Source organism: Streptomyces alboflavus, from assembly GCF_000716675.1.
GTDB lineage: Bacteria > Actinomycetota > Actinomycetes > Streptomycetales > Streptomycetaceae > Streptomyces > Streptomyces alboflavus.
Genome location: NZ_JNXT01000028.1, coordinates 65112 through 85287, shown reverse-complemented (window position 1 = coordinate 85287; position 20176 = coordinate 65112). Strand labels below are relative to the sequence as shown.

14 protein-coding genes are annotated in these 20176 nt (G+C 71.8%); 8 read left to right on the top strand and 6 right to left on the bottom strand.

Annotated features, from left to right (window positions below; all coding sequences use genetic code 11):
• Positions 1-79: 79 nt before the first annotated feature.
• Together OO63_RS21905 and OO63_RS21900 are read left to right on the top strand one after the other, a co-directional pair.
• Positions 80-1051 (top strand): acetylxylan esterase, encoded by a 972-nt coding sequence (locus OO63_RS21905; protein WP_030360868.1) that lies wholly within the window; start codon positions 80-82, stop codon positions 1049-1051.
• A 129-nt stretch (positions 1052-1180) separates the two neighbouring features.
• A complete protein-coding gene (locus tag OO63_RS21900) occupies positions 1181-2512 on the top strand; it encodes a transglycosylase family protein (RefSeq protein ID WP_030360867.1) in 1332 nt (443 codons plus the stop codon).
• 57 nt (positions 2513-2569) lie between these two features.
• Here the strand turns inward: OO63_RS21900 and OO63_RS21895 are convergent, their stop codons facing one another.
• On the bottom strand, positions 2570-3775 hold the full coding sequence (locus tag OO63_RS21895; RefSeq protein ID WP_031192671.1) for a DMT family transporter: 1206 nt from the start codon (positions 3773-3775) through the stop codon (positions 2570-2572).
• A gap of 316 nt (positions 3776-4091) precedes the next feature.
• Here OO63_RS21895 and OO63_RS21890 point away from each other — a divergent pair, with 316 nt between their 5' ends.
• The 3 genes from OO63_RS21890 to glgC are packed head-to-tail and all read left to right on the top strand — an operon-like array spanning position 4092 to position 7218.
• Positions 4092-4772, top strand: coding sequence for a (2Fe-2S)-binding protein (locus tag OO63_RS21890; RefSeq protein ID WP_051811080.1), 681 nt, complete (start codon positions 4092-4094; stop codon positions 4770-4772).
• Positions 4773-4809: 37 nt separating this feature from the next.
• Complete coding sequence (glgA, locus tag OO63_RS21885) at positions 4810-5979, top strand: glycogen synthase (protein ID WP_030360864.1); 1170 nt, start codon at positions 4810-4812, stop codon at positions 5977-5979.
• Between the two features lie 18 nt (positions 5980-5997).
• Positions 5998-7218, top strand: a complete 1221-nt coding sequence (gene glgC / locus OO63_RS21880; RefSeq protein ID WP_078619282.1) for a glucose-1-phosphate adenylyltransferase — start codon at positions 5998-6000, stop codon at positions 7216-7218.
• Here the strand turns inward: glgC and OO63_RS21875 are convergent, their stop codons facing one another.
• The 5 genes from OO63_RS21875 to OO63_RS21855 form a co-directional block, all read right to left on the bottom strand.
• A complete protein-coding gene (locus tag OO63_RS21875) occupies positions 7219-8244 on the bottom strand; it encodes an ABC transporter permease (protein WP_030360862.1) in 1026 nt (341 codons plus the stop codon).
• On the bottom strand, positions 8241-9206 hold the full coding sequence (locus tag OO63_RS21870; RefSeq protein WP_030360861.1) for an ABC transporter permease: 966 nt from the start codon (positions 9204-9206) through the stop codon (positions 8241-8243). Before OO63_RS21870 ends, OO63_RS21875 begins: the two co-directional genes overlap by 4 nt.
• Entirely contained in the window at positions 9199-10770 is a 1572-nt protein-coding gene (locus tag OO63_RS21865) for a sugar ABC transporter ATP-binding protein (protein WP_030360860.1), read from the bottom strand. The genes OO63_RS21870 and OO63_RS21865 overlap by 8 nt, the downstream gene beginning before the upstream one ends.
• 37 nt (positions 10771-10807) lie before the next feature.
• Entirely contained in the window at positions 10808-11932 is a 1125-nt protein-coding gene (locus tag OO63_RS21860) for an ABC transporter substrate-binding protein (protein ID WP_030360859.1), read from the bottom strand.
• A 238-nt stretch (positions 11933-12170) separates the two neighbouring features.
• Entirely contained in the window at positions 12171-13184 is a 1014-nt protein-coding gene (locus OO63_RS21855) for a LacI family DNA-binding transcriptional regulator (RefSeq protein WP_030360858.1), read from the bottom strand.
• 183 nt (positions 13185-13367) lie between these two features.
• On the opposite strand from OO63_RS21855, the gene OO63_RS21850 reads away from it, so the two are divergent.
• The 3 genes from OO63_RS21850 to OO63_RS21840 all read left to right on the top strand — a co-directional run bounded on the left by OO63_RS21850 (position 13368) and on the right by OO63_RS21840 (position 20167).
• Positions 13368-16022, top strand: coding sequence for a glycoside hydrolase family 2 (locus tag OO63_RS21850; RefSeq protein WP_030360857.1), 2655 nt, complete (start codon positions 13368-13370; stop codon positions 16020-16022).
• A 216-nt stretch (positions 16023-16238) separates the two neighbouring features.
• Positions 16239-18578 carry a GH92 family glycosyl hydrolase gene (locus OO63_RS21845; protein ID WP_030360856.1) on the top strand — a complete coding sequence of 780 codons (2340 nt, stop codon included), beginning with the start codon at positions 16239-16241 and terminating at the stop codon, positions 18576-18578.
• A 185-nt stretch (positions 18579-18763) separates the two neighbouring features.
• Positions 18764-20167: a wax ester/triacylglycerol synthase family O-acyltransferase gene (locus OO63_RS21840; RefSeq protein ID WP_051811073.1), complete on the top strand. Its 1404-nt coding sequence runs from the start codon at positions 18764-18766 to the stop codon at positions 20165-20167.
• The last annotated feature ends 9 nt before the right edge of the window (positions 20168-20176 follow it).

Here is a 20176-nt window from a genome sequence, read left to right as displayed (position 1 = left end):
AGGTATCCCATCTGTGCGCAAGTATCACCCGGCGGCGTACCGTGACTTCCCGACACGGTGTCCGAAGGAGAAGCCGCCCGTGCCCCATTTCGACCTGCCCTTGGAAGAACTGCGCCGATACCGCCCGGAATTGTCCGAGCCGGACGACTTCGACGTGTTCTGGGAGAAGACCCTTTCGGCCGCGCGTGCACACGATCTGAACGCGCGGTTCGAGCCGGTCGCGACGCCCCTGTCGACGGTCGAGGTGTTCGACGTGACGTACGCGGGCTTCGGCGGGCATCCGGTCAAGGGCTGGCTCCTGGTCCCGGCGGGTGCGACGGGGCCGCTGCCCACGGTCGTGGAGTTCATCGGGTACGGGGGCGGGCGAGGGCTGCCGCACCAGCGGCTGCTGTGGTCGGCCGCCGGGTACGCGCACTTCGTGATGGACACGCGGGGGCAGGCAAGCAGCGGCTCCGCGGGCGACACACCGGACCCGGTGGGCAGCGGTCCCGCGCATCCCGGCTGTCTGACCCGCGGTATCGACGACCCGCACGACTACTACTACCGGCGTGTGTTCACCGACGGCGTGCGCGCCGTGGAGGCCGCCCGCAGCCACCCGCTGGTGGACTCCGCACGGGTCGCCGCGGTCGGCGGCAGCCAGGGCGGCGGCATCTCGATCGCCGTCGGCGCGCTCGTCGGCGACCTCGCGGCGATCGCCCCCGACGTGCCGTTCCTGTGCGACTTCCCGCGCGCCGTGACGCTCTCGGACCGGCTGCCGTACCAGGAGATCGCCCAGTATCTGCGGACCAGGATCGGCCGCGACGAGCGGGTGTTCCGGACCCTTTCGTACTTCGACGGCGTGCACTTCGCGGCCCGCGGGCGCGCGCCCGCGCTTTTCTCCGCCGCCCTGGAGGACGAGACCTGCCCGCCGTCCACCGTTTTCGCCGCATTCAACTCCTATGCGGGGTCGGAGCGTTCGATGGAGGTGTACTCCTTCAATGACCATGAGGGCGGCGGACCATATCAGGAGGATGTGCAACTTCGGTGGCTGGCGGGGCATTTGGGGAAGTGACTCGGAACCACCCGTGCAAAGCCCCCTCGGCGCCGTACTCTTGTCACGCCCACGGCCGACCGGCTAGCTTGCGGCCTTGTCCTGTGGCTGAACGTATGACCAGTCCGACGTGTGTCTGAGGGGGCTTTCATGGCCTTACGAGGCCGGCATCGCCGGTACCAGCCGAGCCGGATCAACCGTGCCTCGCTCACGGTCACGGCGGGCGGGGCCGGTATCGCCCTGCCGCTGATGTCCGCGGGCACGGGCCACGCCGCGGACGTGGACACCTGGAACAAGGTCGCGGCCTGCGAGTCCACCAACAACTGGAGCATCAACACCGGCAACGGCTACTACGGCGGCCTCCAGTTCACCCAGTCCACCTGGGAGGCCTACGGCGGCACGGCCTACGCCTCGCGCGCCGACCTCGCCACCAAGAGCCAGCAGATCGCCGTCGCCGAGAAGGTCCTCGACGGCCAGGGCCCCGGCGCCTGGCCGGTGTGCTCCCAGCGCGCGGGCCTCACCCGCGGCGGCGACAGCCCCGACCTCAGGCCCGCCACCGCCCCGCAAGCGAAGAAGGCGACGGGCGAGGCGAAGACCGACGGCACCCCCAGGACCCCCAAGCGCACCGTCCGTGACGTCAAGCCCGAAGTGACCCCGCAGTCCACCGCGGGCACCGCCCGGATGTACACGGTCGTGCGCGGCGACACCCTCTCCGGCATCGCCGAGGAGCGCCGCGTCCGGGGCGGCTGGCCGCAGCTGTACGAGAACAACCGCCGCGCCATCGGCGCCGACCCGGACCTCATCACGCCCGGCCAGCGGCTCTCGCTGCGCGGAGCGGAGCGGGGCAAGGCTCCCGTGCGCCCGCCGGAGCGCCGCACGCCGCCCGAGCGCGAGAAGCGCCCCGAGAAGCGGCCCGTGCAGCACGACGAGAAGAAGCCCGAGAAGAAGCCCGAAAAGAGGCAGGAGAGCAGGCCCGAGCGCGCGAAGCCGCCGGTCAAGGAACACAAGCCGGCGCCGAAGCCGAAGCGGGACACCGCGCCCGCCGGTCGGCAGAAGGCCGAGGCCGCCACGTCCTCGTCCGGCGCGACCGCACCCGTCTCCGGCTCCATCGGCACGCCGTACCGCGCCACGGGCAGCTCCTGGTCGAAGGGCTACCACACGGGCGTCGACTTCCCCGTGCCCACCGGCACGTCGGTGAAGGCCGTCGCCTCGGGCACGGTCGTCTCGTCCGGCTGGGGCGGCAGTTACGGCTACCAGGTCGTCATCCGGCACACCGACGGCAAGTACTCGCAGTACGCCCATCTGTCGGCGCTCACGGTGAAGGCGGGCCAGCAGGTCGGACCCGGCCAGCGCATCGGCCGCTCCGGCTCGACCGGCAACAGCTCGGGGCCGCACCTGCACTTCGAGATCAGGACCGGACCCGGCTTCGGCGCGGACGTGGATCCGCTGGCGTACCTGCGGGCGCGTGGGGTGCGTATCTGAGACGCTCCTCCGCCTCGGCTCTCCGCCACCCCGCGCGGGCGCATGTCCCGCGCGGCGTCAGGACACGCTGTGCTGCTCCCGCCCGGGCCGGGTCAGCGACGCTCTGGGGAACGTCGTCTTCATCGACGACGGCTGGAGCGGCATCGCGGTCAGCGGTTCCGGCACCAGCCGCCCTTCAGGGGCGGGCTGTTCGCCGGCCAGCGGGCGGCGGCCCGGCTCCGTCAGCGGGCGCTCGTCATGGACGGGCTTGCGCTGCTCGGTGACCGTGGCGTCGTCGGCCGCGCGGGCGGCTGCGGGCGACGGGGACGTGGTGGCGTCGGAGTTCTCGGCGTTCTCGGCGCCGTCCCGGGTGTCCAGGGGGCGGTCGAGGAGCTGCGTGCCGGTGCCTGCGGGGCGGTCGTTCGCCGTGGCGGGCGCGTCGCTCTGGTGCGGGGCGCCGATACGTTCCGTCGTCAGCAGGATCAGACCGCCCGCCGCGACGACGCCGCAGGCGAGGGCGACGGCCGTGCCCGCCGTGCCGTAGCGGAAGGATTCTCCGAACAGGGTGAGCCCGACCGCGGCCGCGATCACGGGATTCACGACGGTCACCGCCGACAGCGGCGCCGCGAGGCCGGCGCCCCGGTAGGAGGCCTGCGAGAGGAGCAGTCCGCTGACCGCGAGGACCGCGATGACCGCGAGGCTCGGCACCTGCCGCGTCAGCGGCTCGTGCGCGTCCCAGTCCACCGCGACGGTCTTGGTGAACACCGAGGAGATCCCGAAGGCGATGCCCGCCGCCGTGGCGAGCAGCATGCCGCGCACCGCGGGGTGCCGGTGGGCGGCGTGCGCGAGCAGCATCAGCGTGACGACCGCCCCGGCGGTCCCGAGCGCGAGCCCGATCCGCTCGGTGTCGGCGAGCGACTGCGAGGCCGTCGCCTGCGTCAGTGAGAGCATCCCGACCAGGCCCACCGTCGCCATGATGGCGCCGCGCCACGCCGTGGACCCCGCCTTGCGGCGCACGAACAGCGCCGCCATCGGCAGCGCGAACACGATCGTCAGGGCGCCGAGCGGCTGCACCAGGCTCAGCGGGCCGTAGGCGAGCGCCACCACGTGCAGCAGACCGCCGAGGCCGTTGAGGACCACCGCGACCCACCAGGCGCCGTTGCGCAAGGGGGCGTACTGCTGCGCCGCGGACTTGGCCGCCACCTGCTCCTGGATGATCGCCCCGCCCGCGTAGGCCACGGCGGAGATCAGGGAGAGCACGACGGACAGTGCGAGGGCGCTCATGAGCTGTTCCCGGGCGCGCGGCACGACCGTGCGGAACGGTCGGCGGGGTCCCTGTGCATCCGGTGTGCCCGGTGCGGCGAGCGGTCGGCTTCCATGTTCACCACAATGTCGCGCGGAGCGCGCCAAGTCGTCGTCCCTGAGCAGTCAATCCGTCCTACTACCGATGGAGTACGACCCCCTCCATGTCCTCCCCAGGTCTGGTTGCCGGGGGGAATCGGTGGCCTGCTGTACTGCTCGGGTGACTACTCAGGAGTATCGGGAACGCGGGATCGACTGGGCCGTCGTCGGTTCCGTCGGGGGCTTCTTCTCTCTCAGGATGGGGGAGCGCGCGGGCGGGCGCCATGTGACACTGGCCAGTTGCTACGAGAGTGACCAAAGAGATGCGGAGAGTGACCCGCTGACGTTCCGGGTCGCGAAGGTCGCCGCCCGGCTCGCCGCTCCCGAGGACCGCGTCGCCGCCTCGGTGGCGCAGCTCGGCCTCGCCGCCCGCCTGTGGTCCCTCGCGCTCGGCCCGGCCGCGCTGTACGGCCGCGTGCCCGACCTGGACCCGGAGCGGCTGCTGTGGGACGCGGACGGCACCTCGCCGGACGACCTGCGGCTCACCGGCGACCGTACGTTTCCGGCCGACGCGGCCCGCGTCCACGAGGTCGTCCACGACGGCCATCTCGCGCCGCTCGCCCGCGCCCTGCGTGCCCGCTTCCGCGTCTCGCCTGCCCTGCTGCGGGGCAACGCGGGCTCGGCCCTCGCCGGAGCGGCCCGCGAACTGCACGCCTGGGCCGCCCGCGAGGGCCGCCCCGACGTGGGGGAGCGGGCCCTTGACCTCGCCGCGGAACTCTTCGCCCACCCCTCCCTCGCCGCGACCGGAACCCTCGACGGGACCGCGTTCAGGCGCCGCAGCTGCTGCCTCTACTACCGCTGTCCGAACGGCGGCCTGTGCGGCGACTGCTGTTTCGACCGGCCCCCGTCGCGGTCTTCCCACGGCGCGGCGTCTGGGTGACCATGAGGGAGCCGGCCGACGACGGGGGGCTCCGCTCGTGAAAGTGGGACTGCTCACCCGCGAGTACCCGCCGGATGTCTACGGCGGCGCGGGCGTCCATGTCGAGTTCCTGGCGCGGGAGTTACGGACGCTCACCGACCTCGACGTGCACTGCTGGGGCGAGGGCTCGGCCGACGGTGTCGTGCGCCACCGCGCCTGGGCCGACCTCGACACCGCCAACGACGCGCTGCGCACCCTCTCCGTGGACCTGTCCATGGCGGCCGCGCTCGCCGGCCGCGACCTCGTCCACTCGCACACCTGGTACGCCAACCTCGCCGGGCACGTCGGCAAGCTCCTGCACGGCATCCCGCACGTCATGACCTCGCACTCGCTTGAGCCGCTGCGCCCCTGGAAGGCCGAGCAGCTCGGCGGCGGCTACGCCCTCTCCGGCTGGGCCGAGCGCACCGCCATCGAGGCCGCCGACGCCGTCATCGCCGTCTCCCGCGGCATGCGCGAGGACATCCTCGGCTGCTACCCGGCCGTCGACCCGGCGAAGGTGCACGTCGTCCACAACGGCATCGACACCGACCTGTACCGCCCCGACCCGGGCACCAGCGCCCTGCACCGGCACGGCATCGACACGGCCCGCCCCTATGTGCTGTTCGTCGGCCGCATCACCCGCCAGAAGGGCGTGCCCCATCTGCTGCGTGCCGCCCGGCACCTGGACCCCGGCGTCCAGCTCGTGCTGTGCGCGGGCGCCCCCGACACCCCGGAGATCGACCGGGAGTTCCGGAGCCTCTTCGAGGAGCTCGGCCGCACCCGCGACGGCGTCACCTGGATCCCGCGCATGCTGCCCCGCCCCGAGGTCGTCCAACTCCTCAGCCACGCGGCGGTGTTCGTGTGCCCTTCGGTGTACGAGCCGCTCGGCATCGTGAACCTGGAGGCGATGGCGTGCGGGACGGCCGTCGTGGCCTCGCGGGTCGGCGGCATCCCGGAGGTCGTCTCCGACGGCACGACGGGGCTCCTCGTGCCCTACGACGCGCGCGATCCGGAACGTTTCGAGCACGACCTGGCCGTGCTCCTGAACCACCTCGCCGCCGACCCGCGCCGGGCCGGGGCGATGGGCGCGGCCGGACGCCACCGCGCGGAGCGCGAGTTCGGCTGGCGCGCGGTGGCGCGGCGCACGCTCGATGTGTACGAGGGCGTGACGGGGTTACTCAAGTCCTAGGAGCGGCAGGGGGCGGCCATGCGCGGTGGACCTTCGGTGCTGGGGATCGTGCTCGCGGGCGGTGAGGGCAAACGGCTGATGCCGCTCACGGCCGACCGGGCGAAACCCGCGGTGACGTTCGGCGGGACGTACCGCCTCGTCGACTTCGTGCTCTCCAACCTCGTCAACGGCGACATCCTGCGCATCTGCGTGCTCACGCAGTACAAGTCGCACTCCCTGGACCGGCACGTCTCCACCACCTGGCGGATGTCGAGCCTGCTCGGCAACTACGTCACCCCCGTCCCGGCCCAGCAGCGCCTCGGCCCCCGCTGGTACCTGGGCAGCGCCGACGCCATCCTGCAGTCCCTGAACCTCGTGCACGACGAACAGCCCGACTACATCGCGGTGTTCGGCGCGGACCACGTCTACCGCATGGACCCGCGCCACATGCTGGCCCGGCACATCGAGTCCGGCGCGGGCGTCACGGTCGCCGGGATCAGGGTGCCGCGCGCGGACGCCTCCCAGTTCGGGATCATCACCCCGGCCGGGGACGGCACCCGCGTCGAGAGCTTCCTGGAGAAGCCTGCCAGCCCGCCGGGCCTGCCCGGCTCCCCGCACCAGGTGCTCGCCTCCATGGGCAACTACATCTTCACGACCAAGGCCCTGGTGGACGCGTTGCAGCGGGACGCGGAGGACCCGGACTCGGTGCACGACATGGGCGGTTCGATCCTGCCGTCCCTGACCGAGCGCGGCGTGGCGCAGGTCTATGACTTCGGCGACAACCACGTCCCCGGCGAGACCCCCCGCGACCACGGCTACTGGCGCGACGTCGGCACCCTGGACGCGTACTACGAAGCCCACATGGACCTGATCTCCGACCAGCCCGCCTTCAACCTGGACAACCGCCGCTGGCCCATCTACACCCACTCCGGCCAGCTGCCGCCCGCCAAGTTCTGCGCGGGAGGCATCGCGAGCGAGTCCGTGGTCAGCCCCGGCTGCGTCATCCGCGGCCAGGTCACCCGCTCCGTCCTGTCGCCCGGGGTGAGCATCGGCGAGGGAGCCGTCGTGCAGGGCTCGGTGCTGCACGACAACGTCCGGGTCGGGCGGGGCGCGGTGGTGCGCGGGGCCGTCCTGGACAAGAACGTCGACGTCCCGCCCGGGGCCACCATCGGCGTGAACCCGGAGCGGGACGAGGAGCTGTACACGGTGTCGAAGGGCGGGGTGATCGCCCTGGGCAAGGGGCAGGACGTACCGCTGTAGCTACAGCACGCGTCTCCTGCGTCCGAGCCAGGTCTGCGCGATGACGACCACGGCCAGGAAGCCGCCGCTGACGACCTGTTGATAGGCGGAGTCCAGGGAGCCGATCTGGTTGATGACGTTCTGGATGACCTTCAGCAGGAGCACGCCGACGAGGGAACCGCTGAGGAAGCCGAAGCCGCCGGACAGGAGCGTGCCGCCGATGACGACCGCGGAGATCGCCTCCAGCTCCATGCCGGAGCCGAGGATGGTCACGCCGGACGCCAGCCACGCCGCGTTGAGCGCGCCCGCGAGGCCCGCGCACAGGCCCGACAGGGTGTAGACGGCCGTCTTCGTGCGGGCCACGGGCGCGCCCATCAGGGCCGCCGCGTCCTCGTTGCCGCCGACCGCGTACACGTACTGCCCGAAGCGGGTGCGCCGCAGCACCACGGCACCGGCCACGAACAGGCCCACCGTGATCCACACCGGCGCGCCGATGCCGAGCAGCTTGCCCTGGCCGAGCGTCGCGAAGAAGGAGTCCTTGTCGACGAGGTACGTCTTGGAGCCCTCGTCGGTGACGGCGAGGAGGATGCCGCGCGCGCCGAGCAGCGCGGCCAGCGTCACAATGAACGGGGCGAGGCGGGAACGGGCGATCAGCAGGCCGTTGACGAGGCCGATGAGTCCGCACACGGCGAGCGGAAGCAGCAGCGCCACCGCCGTGCCGTACTGCGAGCCCCAGGCCGCGAGCACGCCGCCGAGCGCGAACAGCGAGCCCACCGACAGGTCGATGCCGCCCGTGACGATCACGAACGTCATGCCGAGCGCGACGACGGCGAGGAACGCCGAGGACACCGCCATGTTCTGCATGTTGTCGGTCGTCATGAACGTGTCGAAGGACAGCCAGGCGGCGAGGACGGCGATCACCAGGGTGACCAGGGCGCCGTGCTGCTGGGCCAGCGCGCTGAGGCGCTCCGAGCGCGTCGCGCCGGGCGGTTCGTCCTGGATGACCGTGTCCCTGGGCGCCACCGGGCTCTGAGTGCCGACCGTCATCGCTTCCCCCTCTCGCGCGCCGCGTACACGGCCAGGATGATCACCACGGCCTGCGCGATCTGCGTCCACGACGGCGACACGTCGTGCTTGATGAGCGTGGCCGTGAGCAGCTGGATGAGGACGGCGCCCGCCACCGTGCCGCCGACGCGCACGCGGCCGCCGCTGAGCGGGGTACCGCCGACGACGACGGCGGTGATGGCGGACAGCTCCATCAGATTGCCGAGCGACGTCGGGTCGCTGGCGGTCAGGCGCGCCGTCGCGAGGACGCCTGCGACGGCGGCGAGTGCGCCCGAGCACACGTACACGAGGATCAGCACGCGGCGCACCGGAAGTCCGGCGAGCCGGGCCGCGGGGCGGCTGTCGCCGATCGCGAGGAGCTGGCGGCCGAAGGTCGTGCGGCGGACGACGAACGCGACGAGCAGCGCGAGCGCCACCGCGATCAGCACCAGATAGGGGACACCCAGCAGGTCGCCGGAGCCGAGCGAGGCCATCGTCGGGTCGTGCACGTCCTTGAGCTGGGGCAGCAGGACCTGGGCGAGGCCACGGCCCGCCACCATCAACGCGAGGGTGGCGACGATCGGCTGGACGCCGATGAAGGCGATGAGCGCCCCGTTCGCGACGCCGACGGCGGCCCCGCCGAGCACGGCGACGAGCAGCGCGATCCACATGCCGTAGCCCAGATAGAGGGAGAGCAGGGACGTGGAGAGCGCCATCACCGAGCCGACCGACAGGTCCACGCCCTCGCTGCCGATGGCGAGGGCCATGCCGAGCGCGACGATGAGGACGGGCGCCACCTGGACGGCCTGGGTGCGGAAGTTCTCGGCGGACAGGAAGTGCGGGGTGATGGCGATGTTCACCAGGAGCAGGACGGCGACGCCCAGATGGACGCCGTAGTCCTGGAGCAGGCGCAGGAGGCGGTCGCGGTCGACACGGGTGCGGCCGCCGAGGCTGAGGTCAGTCATCGTCACCTCCGGGGGCGGCGGTCGTGGCCTGTGCGGCGGGCGCGGCCGCGATGGCGCGCATCAGGCGGTCCTCCGTGACGGCGTCGCCGGTGAGTTCCTCGACGACCGCGCCGTCCTTGAGGACCACCACCCGGTCGCTGCCCTCGATCAGCTCCTCCACGTCCGAGGAGATGAGCAGCACGCCGAGCCCGTCGTCGGCCAGCTCGTCGATGAGCTTCTGCACCTCCGCCTTCGCGCCCACGTCGATGCCGCGCGTCGGCTCGTCCAGGAGAAGGACCTTGGGGTTCATGGCGAGCCAGCGGGCGAGGAGGACCTTCTGCTGGTTGCCGCCGGAGAGTTCGCCGACCTTCTGGTGCGGTCCGGAGGCCTTGATGCGCAGGCGCTTCATGAAGGTGTCGACCACGCGGTCGATGCGGGCCTCGTCGACCAGGCCGAACCGGGACAGGCCCGGAAGGGCGGCGAGAGCGATGTTCTCGCGCACCGACAGGCCCGGCACGATGCCCTCGGCCTTGCGGTCCTCGGGCAGCAGGCTCACCCCGGCGCGGATCGCGGCGGGCGTGGACCCGGTGCGCACCGGCACCCCGGCCACCACCACCCGGCCGGAGTCCGGCGGCAGCGCCCCCGCGATGGCCTTCGCGGTCTCGCTGCGCCCGGAGCCGAGCAGCCCGCCGAGCCCCACGACCTCCCCGGGCCGGATCGCCAGGGACACGCCCCGCAACTGGTGGCGGACCGTCAGATCCTGTGCCTCCAGAATGGGTTGGGCCTCGGTGTCGTGGCTGCCGCTGAACTTCGTCAGGCCTTCCTCGCGTACGTCGCCGACGTCACGGCCGAGCATCAGGGAGACCAGCCGCAGCCGGTCCAGGGCGGCGATCGGGCCGCTGTGCACCGACCTGCCGTCCCGCAGCACGGTCACGGTGTCGCACACCTCGTACAGCTCGTCCAGGCGGTGGCTGACGTAGAGCACGGCGATGCCGCGTGCGCGCAGCATCCGGATCACGCCGAACAGCGTGGCCACCTCGCGCGGCTCCAGGGACGACGTCGGCTCGTCCATGATGACCACGCGCGCGTCGACCGCGACCGCGCGGGCCAGCGCCACCATCTGCTGTGCGCCGACGCCCAGTTCACGCAGCGGGCGGCGCACGTCGACGCGGACGCCGAGGCCGCCGAGGGCCTGCTCGGCCTCGCGGTGCATGCGGCGGAAGTCGATCAGGCCGAGGCGACCGCGCGGCTCCCGGCCGAGGAAGAGGTTGCGGGCCACGCTCATCAGCGGGACCAGATTGACCTCCTGGTAGATGGTGGAGATCCCCGCGTGCTGGGCCGCGAGCGGGGTGGCGAACTCCACCTGACTGCCGTCGTACGTGATGACGCCCGTGCCGGGCTCCGCGGCCGGGTCGGGCCGGTACACGCCGGTGAGGACCTTGATGAGCGTGGACTTCCCGGCGCCGTTCTCCCCGATCAGCGCGTGCACCTCGCCCGCGCGGGCCGTGAAGTCGACGCCGTCCAGGGCCCGTACGCCCGGGAAGGTCTTGCTGAGGCCGCTCACCGAGAGCACGGCGGCCCCCATGACCGGCCGTGCCTCGGACCGCGTCACCGACGGCACGTCAGTACGCCTTGCCGAGGTCCGACTTCGCGTTGTCCTTGGTATAGGCGCTGTCCTTGATAACGATGTCCTGCGCCACCTCGCCGCCCTTGGTGAAGGTGTCCAGGGTCTTGAAGGCGAGCGGCCCGAAGCGCGGGTTGGACTCGATGACGCCGTCGATCCAGCCGTCGACGATGCCGCGCACGGCGTTCTTGGTGCCGTCGATCGTCACGATCTTCACCTCGCCGGCCTTCTTGCCCGCGCCCTTCAGGGCGCCGACCGCGCCGAGGCCCATCTCGTCGTTCTCGGCGTAGATCCCGTCGATCCCGGGCTTGGACTGGATGAGCTGCTCGGTGACCTGCTGGCCCTTCTCGCGGGCGAACTCGCCGGTCTGCTTGAAGACGACCTTCAGGTCCGGGGCCTTGTCCTCGATCCGTTCCTGGAAGCCCTTGGTGCGGTCGGTGGTGACGTTGTTGCCCGCGGCGCCGAGCAGGATCGCGATCTCGCCCTTGCCGCCGGTCGCCTCGATCATGCGGTCGGCGGCGCGCCTGCCCTGCTCGACGAAGTCCGAGCCGATGAAGCTCACATAGTCCTTGCAGGCGGCCGCATTGATCTTGCGGTCGATGGTGACGATCGGGATGTGCTTGGCCTTGGCCTGGCGGAGCACCGGCTCCCAGCCGTCGGAATTCAGCGGGGCGATGACGAGGAGGTCGGCGCCCTTGGCGATGAGGTCCTGGACGTCGCTGATCTGCTTGGAGAACTGCGACTGGGCGTTGGCCGTCAGGAGCTTCACGCCGCGCTTCTCGGCCTCGGCCTTGATGGAGGCGGTCTCGGCGATCCGGAAGGGGTTGGCCTCCTTCTCGGACTGCGAGAAGCCGACGGTCGCGGACTTCAGGTCCAGCTTCTTGGCGCCGTAGTCCCCGTGTCCGCAGGTCTTGCCGCCCGCGCCGGGGGAGGAGACGACCTGGCCCGCGTCGTCCTCGGCGGCGGACTTCGAGTCACCGGAGTCGGCGCCGTCGTCCTCCGACTTGGCGCATCCCGTGGTGAGCGCGAGGCTCGCGACGAGGCCGACGGCGAGCAGGGTGGTGGCCGGGACGCGGCCCGAAGAGCGGCCCGAGGTACGGCGAAGGAAGATGTTCGGCTTCATGGGAGTCCCCAAACGGCACGGCCCCGGCGCACACTGAGAGCGCTCACGGGAGATACGGGTTTGCGGTCAACTCAGTGGTACGGGGAGCTTTTTACATCGTTGAAAGAGGGCTGTAAACCCTTCGCGCACACCCGCCCCGCACATCGGCGCCGGGCCGAGGCGGCCGGAACCACCCGGAATCCGCCGGGACTTCGGGCCCACCCCGGCCGGACGCACCGGGCGGTCCCGGCCCCCGGACTCACCGCCGCCCGAGTGTGCTCTCCCGCTCCACCAGCTCGAACTCCGCCGACAGCGTCCGCCCGCCCGGCTCCCCTTCGCCCGCGAGGCTGCGCAGCAGCGAGGCCACCGCGAGCCGGGCGATGGCCTGTTTGTCGGGCGAGATCGTGGTCAGCGTGACGGCGCCGAACTGCCCCTCCGCGATGTCGTCGAAGCCGACCACCGCCACGTCCCACGGCACCCTCAGGCCCCGCTCGTGCAGGACCCGCATCGCCCCGATCGCGACCAGGTCGTTGTACGCGAACACCGCGTCAGGACGCACCCCGGAGTCCAGCATCCGCGCCATCGCCTTCGCCCCGTCGTCCCGGTTCCAGCCGCCGACCGGCCCCACCAGGGAGTCGGGCGCGGGGAGCCCGGCCGCTGTCAGCTCGGCCCGCCAGCCCTGAAGGCGCAGGTGGGCGGGGCGGTTCGCGGAGTCGGTGCGGGCGCCGAGGTAGGCGATGGAGCTCCGGCCGCGGCCGATGAGGTGGCCCACCGCGGTGCGCGCGGCGGCGACGTTGTCGATGGCGATGTGGTCGTAGGGCAGGTCGTACTCGCGCTCGCCGAGCAGCACGAGCGGCACGTCGGCCTCGCGGCCCCGCAGGTCCTCCGCCTCAAGCTCCAGCGGGCTGAGGATCAGGCCGTCGATCACCCGGGCCCGGAAGCCCTGGCTGACCAGGACCTCCTGCTCGCGGTCGCCGCGGGTGTGGTCGAGCAGGACGGTGAAGTCGTGCGCGGCGGCGGCGTCGATGACGGCTCCGGCGAGCTCCGCGAAGTAGGGGTTGCCGAGCTCGGGGACGGCGAGCGCGATGATGCCGGTGCGGCCCTTGCGGAGGTGACGTGCCGTCAAGTTCGGGCGGTAGCCCAGCTCATCGATGGCCTGCTGTACCCGGGCCCGCATCGCCGGTGTGACGTGCTGATACTTGTTCACCACGTTCGAGACGGTCTTGATCGAGACGCCCGCGCGTTCCGCGACATCCTTGAGGCTCACCCGCACGTGCCACTCCTCGCGTCGATGTGCGCCCCGGCCCCCCGGGGCGTCCGGCGGCATGCGCCGCGGCCCTGGACAGCGCGCCCGGAGCCGTGCTGTCATGCCAACTGCCGTTCCTTCCAACGTTGTACAGACTCGTTGTACCGACTGGAGCGACGAGCCGCCACCCTTCCTCGACAAGGAGGATCCGTGCGCCCTAGACGATCAGGAAAGCTCCGGCACCAACTCGCCCTGCTGCTCACCGCGGCCCTGGTGTTCTCGGGGCTCGTCGCCCAGTCCACCGCGACCGCGGCGGGCGACGAGGCACCCGAGGTCCACGGCCTGAAGGGCGAGTACTACACCCAGTCCGCCCCCGGGGCCTTCGACTTCCACGAGCTGAAGGCCACCGGCTTCGACCGGAACATCGACTTCGACACCCTCGAACCCCGACTGAACCTCGCCACCGGACAGTCCGACGACGCCACCGTCCGCTGGACGGGGAAGCTCGTCCCGGAGAAGTCCGGCGCCCACACCTTCGCCATGACCGGCGACAACGGCTTCCGGCTCTGGGTCGACGGCAAGCTCGCCATCGACCACTGGGTCGACGACTGGGACCGCGAACAGACCTCCCAGCCGATCGAGTTGGCCGCGGGCAAGGCCCACGACTTCAAGGTCGAGTACTTCGAGCACTACGGCGGCTCCAACCTCCACCTGCGCTGGACCGAGCCCGGCGGCACCAAGAAGGCCGTGCCACAGTCCGCGTTCCGCCTCCCCGACGGCTGGGACTACGACGGGGCGACCGACGCCACCGTGCAGAAGGACGGCCGGGCCCTGCGCCTTGAGTTCGCCCAGGAGCTCGCCGCGCCCCCGGCCGGTCTCGTCGGCCACCTCGAAGCCGTCATCGGCGGCGCCAAGTGGCCACTGGAATCAGTCAGGCAGGACCCGGCCGACCCGCGTGCCCTGCTCGTCACCCTCAAGCAGCCCGTCGTCGGCAACAAGACCGGCACCGCCCGCGGCACCGCCGACCTGCGCTACGACGGCAAGGGCGGCCTCACCGGCGCCGACGGCAAGCAGGTCGGAGTCTTCTGGAGCAGCGGCGGCAACAAGTCCACGTACGAGCTGCGCTCCAAGTGGGCCGAGGACGTCGGTCCGGACAACGCGCTGCCCGAGTACCCCCGCCCGCAGCTGAAGCGCGCCGACTGGCGCAATCTCAACGGCAGTTGGCAGTTCGCCGCGGCCGAGGCGGGCGAGCGGCCGCCGGTCGGCAAGAAGCTCAAGGAGAAGATCCTCGTCCCCTACCCGGTGGAGTCCCAGCTGTCGGGCCTGCAGCGGCACGAGGACCGCATGTGGTACCGCCGCACCTTCACTGTCCCGGCCGGCTGGAAGGTCGGCGACCACCGGAACGACCAGCGGCTGAAGCTGAACTTCGGCGCCGTCGACTGGCACGCCAAGGTGTATGTGAACGGCACCGAGGTCGCCGACCACAAGGGCGGCTACGACAAGTTCAGCGCCGACGTCACCGACGCGCTGAAGCCCGGCCGCACCCAGGAGCTGATCGTCGGCGTGCACGACCCGACCGACGCGCCGGGCGGCCCGAACCCGCCGGTCGGCAAGCAGCGCCTGGACCCGTCGGGCATCTGGTACACGCCGTCGTCCGGCATCTGGCAGACGGTGTGGATGGAGCCGGTGGCCCGCGACCACGCCGAATCCCTGAAGATCACCCCCGACGTCAAGAGCAAGCAGGTCGCCGTCGAGGCCAAGGGCGTCCGCGCGGGCCTGCCCGTCAAGGCGGTGGCGTACGAGGGGAAGAAGAAGGTCGCCGAGGCCCGCGGCCGCACCGGCGAGCCCCTGAAGCTCACCCTGCGGAAGCCGCGCCTGTGGTCGCCCGACGACCCGTTCCTCTACGACCTGAAGGTTACCGTCGGGGGCAAGCACGGGGGCAAGTACGGCGCCCGCGCGGACGAGCTGCGGAGCTACTTCGGGATGCGCTCGATCTCCGTGGAGAAGATCGACGGCACCCCGCGCACCGTGCTCAACGGCAAGCCCACCTTCCTCATGGCCACCCTCGACCAGGGCTTCTGGCCCGACGGCCTGCACACCGCACCCACCGACGAGGCCCTCGCGTACGACCTGAAGATGCACAAGGAGATGGGGTTCAACTCCGTCCGCAAGCACATCAAGGTCGAGCCCGACCGGTGGTTCTACTGGGCGGACAAGCTGGGCCTGATGGTGTGGCAGGACATGCCGTCCATGCGGGCCGAGCGGAAACCGGACGCCGCCGCCCGGGCCCAGTTCGAGCACGAGATGAAGCAGATGATCGACGAGCACGGCAACAGCCCGTCCATCGTCATGTGGGTCACCTTCAACGAGGGCTGGGGCCAGTACGACCAGGGCCGCATCGCCGAACAGGCCAAGGCCTGGGACCCCACGCGCCTCGTCAACGGCATGTCGGGGCTCAACCTCGGCGCCGACGGCGGCAAGGGCGACCTGATGGACGAGCACGGCTACCCGAGCCCGGCCCTGCCGCCCCGGCCCGACGGCCAACGGGCCCTGATCAACGGGGAGTACGGCGGCCTCGGACTCGCGGTGCCGGGACATGCCTGGTCCGTGCAGCAGAGCTACGTCGACGTGGACCCCGCCAAGTACACGGAGGAGTACCTGACCAAGCTCCGCGAGGTGCGCGCGCTCGCCTGCAAGGGCGGCAACGGCGCTGTCTACACCCAGATCTCTGACGTGGAAGGGGAGTTGAACGGCCTGCTCACCTATGACCGCAAGGTCGTCAAGCCCGATGTGCCACGGCTGCGCGCCGCGCACGAGTCCCTGATCAAGGACGCCTCACAGGCGCCCGTGCGGGGCTGCGCCTGACGGACCGATGTGCTCCGGCCCGTCCGTGGGGGGCGGGCCGGAGCACATCTCCCTGCGCGGAACCGTGTCCGGCGTCGTGCCCGGGGCGTTTCCGGATCCCGGGCGCGGGCCGACCCGACGCCACACCCGCAGCACCCTTGACGAGTACACGTACGCGCCCGAAGAATGAGCGCGCCCGAGGTAGTGACAACGTTGTCCAAGGAGGCGTTCCCACGCATGAGATGGACCCACCGGCTGCGCGGCGCGGGGACGGCGGTGGTGGCGACCGCGCTCCTCGGCGGCGCCCTCACCCTCCCGTCGGCCGACGCCGCCCCGCGCGGCGAGCGCCTGACCGACCTGGTCAACCCGTTCATCGGCACCGAGAACGAGGGCAACACCTACCCGGGCGCCGCCGTGCCCTTCGGCATGGTGCAGCTCTCGCCGGACACCGGCCACAACACCGGCTACGACCACTCCGACACGCACATCCGGGGCTTCTCCGCCGTGCATCTGTCCGGTGTGGGCTGCGGGCTCGGCGGCGACCTGCCGGTCCTGCCGACGACCGGGGACGTGACGGAGACCGACTACGCCAAGTACGCCGCCGAGTTCAGCCACGACACGGAGACGGCCCGCCCCGGCTACTACAAGGTCGGCCTGAAGTCCGGCATCGGCGCCGAGCTGACCGCGACCGAGCGCACCGGCGTGCAGCGCTACACCTTCCCCGCCACCGACAAGGCCAACGTCCTCATCAACGCGGGCCAGTCCCTGCACAAGACCGTGGGCACCGACGTCGAGATCCTCGACCGCCGCACCGTCCGCACGAAGATCACCGGAAGCGGCTTCTGCCAGGACACCAAGCCGTACACGCTCTACACCGTCACCCGCTTCGACCGGCCCTTCACGTCGGCCGGCACCTGGAAGGGCGGCACGGTCACCGCGGGCTCCCGGAAGTCCTCGGCCGACGCCGAGCGCAACGGCGCGTACGTCCGCTTCGACACCTCCAAGGACCGCACCGTCGAGGCGACGACCGCGCTGTCCTACGTCGACGCGCGGGGTGCGGCTCTCAACCTCCGGGCGGAGGGCGGGCGTTCGTTCGGCCGCGTCGAGCGCGCGGCGCGCGCGAAGTGGGAGGACCGGCTCGACGACGTGCGCGCGCAGGGCGGCGACAAGACGCTGCGGCGCACCTTCTACTCGTCCCTGTACCGCTCGTTCCTCGCGCCGAACATCGGCAGCGACGTCGACGGCCGCTACACCGGCTGGGACCAGAAGACCCACCGTGCCAAGGGATTCACGTACTACCAGAACTGGTCCCTGTGGGACACCTACCGCACCCAGGCCCAGCTCCTCGCGCTGCTCGCCCCGCGCGAGTCCCGCGACATGGCCCTGTCGGTCCTCAGGATCGACAAGGAGAGCGGCTGGCTGCCCAAGTGGGGCTACGGCACCGTCGAGACGAACATCATGACCGGCGACCCGGTCACGCCGTTCCTCACCAACGCCTACCAGCAGGGCCTGCTCAAGGGGCATGAGGAGGAGGCGTACCGGGCGCTGAAGAAGAACGCCGACGGGGTGCCGCCCGCCGACGCGGCGCCGGTGGGCCGCGAGGCCAACAAGGAGTACATCGCCGAGGGCTTCGCGCCCTACGTCAAGGGCCGCCCGCACGCCAAGCCCGGTGACTCCGACTACGACCACGGCGCTTCGGCCACCCTGGAGTACGCCCTGTCGGACGCGATGCTCGGGCAGATGGCGCGCGAGCTCGGGCACGAGAAGGACGCCGAGCGGTACGCGGCGCGGGCGCAGAACTACCGGAAGATCTTCGACGGTTCGACCGGGTTCTTCCGGGCGCGGGACAGGGCGGGGGCGTTCACCGGACCCGCCGACCCGGCCAAGAGCGAGGGCTTCCACGAGGGCACGTCCTGGCAGTACCAGTGGCTGGTGCCGCAGGACCTGCCCGGCATGGTGGACCTGATCGGCGGCAAGCAGGCCACGAACGGGCGTCTCGATTCCTTCTTCGCCTACGACCAGCTCCTGAAGGACCCCGCGAAGACGGCCCGCGAGGTGTGGGTCAACGGCCCGTACGACTACTACAACGCGGACAAGTACAACCCGCAGAACGAGCCCGACCTGATCGCCCCGTACACGTATCTGTCGACCGGGCAGCCGTGGAAGACGACGGACGTGGTGCACGCCGCGCTGACGCTCTTCACGGACACCCCGACCGGCATGACCGGCAACGACGACCTCGGCACCATGTCCGCCTGGAACGTGCTCTCGTCCATCGGGATCTTCCCGGTGCAGCCGGGCACGGACACCTGGGGCCTGTCCACGCCGGTCTTCGAGCGGGTCGACCTCGGCCTGGACCGCCGCTACTACCCGCGCGGACGGTTCACGGTGAAGGCACCGGGCACGTCGCCGGAGCGGCGGTACGTGCAGTCGGTGAGCGCCGACGGCGCGGACTACGGGCGGACGTATCTGCGCACGGGCGACATCCGCGGGCTGCGGGAGCTGTCGTTCGCCGTCGGGGACAAGCCGTCGACGTGGGGAACGTCACCCGAGGCGGCGCCGCCCGTGGTGAGGTGACCGTCCGCTCGCGGTGAAGGTGCCGTCACTGACGTCCCACGAGGCCCGTCCTTCCCGGTGGTTTCCGGGAAGGACGGGCCTTAATCTGTTGTTAACTGTGCGTAGCTAGATCGCACTTGACCGTAGTTGTCGGTGGGTGATTGGCTGCTGGCTCCCGTTGCCGACCGCCGACACGAGAGCGAGTCATGACCTCTGAGAGCTCGGACCTGCTCGCCCCGCTCGACCTCGCCTTCTGGAGCATCGAGTCCGCCGAGCACCCCATGCACCTGGGGGCACTCGGCGTCTTCGCCGCGGACTCGCCGTCCGCCGCCGCGCACGCCGCCGACCTGCTCGCCGCCCGCGCCCCGGGCGTCCCGGGCCTGGGCATGCGGATACGGCACGTGCTGCTGCCCCCCGGCGGCGCCGAGCGCACGCCCGCACCCGGCTTCGACCCGCTGGACCACGTCCACCTCGCCCCGCCCGCGGCCGACTTCCACGCGGCGGCGGGCGCGCTCATGCAGCGGCCCCTCGACCGGGACCGGCCGCCGTGGGAGGCGCACGTCCTGCCCGCCGCCGACGGGACCTCGTTCGCGGTCCTGTTCAAGTTCCACCACGCCCTCGCCGACGGCCTGCGCGCCCTCACCCTGGCCGCCGGGGTCATGGACCCGATGGAACTCCCGCCCACCCGCGCGCCACGGCCCGTCCCCGAGACGCCGTGGTGGCACGCCCTCGACCCGCGGCGGCTGCCCGGCACCGTCGGTTCCGCCCTGTCCGGGGCCCGCTCCGCCGCCGCCGACGTCGGCCGCGCGCTCGACATCGGCGCGTCCGTGGCCCGCGCGACCTGGGACGTCCGCTCCTGCGACGCCCTCACCTCCCGGCCCACCGGCACCCGCCGCACCGCGGGTGTCGCCCTGGACCTGGACGACGTGCACCGCGTCCGCAAGACCGTCGGGGGCACCGTCAACGACGTCCTGATCGCCGTGGTCGCCGGGGCGCTGCGGCGCTGGCTGGACGAGCGGGGCGACAGCAGTGCGGGCGTGGCCCCGCGCGCGCTCGTCCCCGTCTCGCGGCGCCGCCCGCGCACCGCCCACCCGCAGGGCAACCGCCTCTCCGGCTATCTGGTCCGGCTGCCCGTCGACGACCCGGACCCGCTGGCCCGGCTGCGCGCCGTGCGCACCGCCATGGACCGCAACAAGGACGCGGGCCCCACCCGCGGCGCGGGCGCCGTCGCGCTGCTCGCCGACCATGTGCTCCCGATCGGCCACCGCGTCGGCGGCCCCGCCGTCGCGCACGCCGCCCGGCTGCTCTTCGACGTCCTCGTCACCAGCGTGCCGCTGCCCAGCCTCGGCCTGCGCCTCGGCGGCTGCCCGCTCACCGAGGTCTACCCCTTCGCCCCGCTGGCCCGCGGCCACGCGCTCGCCGTCGCCGTCTCCACCTACCGCGGCCGTGTCCACTACGGCCTGGTCGCCGACGCCGCCGCGGTGCCGGACCTGGACCTTCTCGCGCGCTGCCTGGACGCCGAACTGGCCGTGCTCGTGGCCGTGTGCGAGCGCGCACGGGGAGTGGCGGGCGACCGTTCGGGTTTGGTACCGGGCGCCCGGGCTACGTAAAGTTCCGCT

Coding starts and splice junctions, on each gene's coding strand:
- OO63_RS21900 (WP_030360867.1), top strand. CDS start 1,181: ATGGCCTTACGAGGCCGGCATCGCCGGTACCAGCCGAGCCGGATCAAC.
- OO63_RS21895 (WP_031192671.1), bottom strand. CDS start 3,775: ATGAGCGCCCTCGCACTGTCCGTCGTGCTCTCCCTGATCTCCGCCGTG.
- OO63_RS21890 (WP_051811080.1), top strand. CDS start 4,092: ATGGGGGAGCGCGCGGGCGGGCGCCATGTGACACTGGCCAGTTGCTAC.
- glgC (WP_078619282.1), top strand. CDS start 5,998: ATGCGCGGTGGACCTTCGGTGCTGGGGATCGTGCTCGCGGGCGGTGAG.
- OO63_RS21875 (WP_030360862.1), bottom strand. CDS start 8,244: ATGACGGTCGGCACTCAGAGCCCGGTGGCGCCCAGGGACACGGTCATC.
- OO63_RS21870 (WP_030360861.1), bottom strand. CDS start 9,206: ATGACTGACCTCAGCCTCGGCGGCCGCACCCGTGTCGACCGCGACCGC.
- OO63_RS21865 (WP_030360860.1), bottom strand. CDS start 10,770: ATGGGGGCCGCCGTGCTCTCGGTGAGCGGCCTCAGCAAGACCTTCCCG.
- OO63_RS21860 (WP_030360859.1), bottom strand. CDS start 11,932: ATGAAGCCGAACATCTTCCTTCGCCGTACCTCGGGCCGCTCTTCGGGC.
- OO63_RS21845 (WP_030360856.1), top strand. CDS start 16,239: ATGAGATGGACCCACCGGCTGCGCGGCGCGGGGACGGCGGTGGTGGCG.
- OO63_RS21840 (WP_051811073.1), top strand. CDS start 18,764: ATGACCTCTGAGAGCTCGGACCTGCTCGCCCCGCTCGACCTCGCCTTC.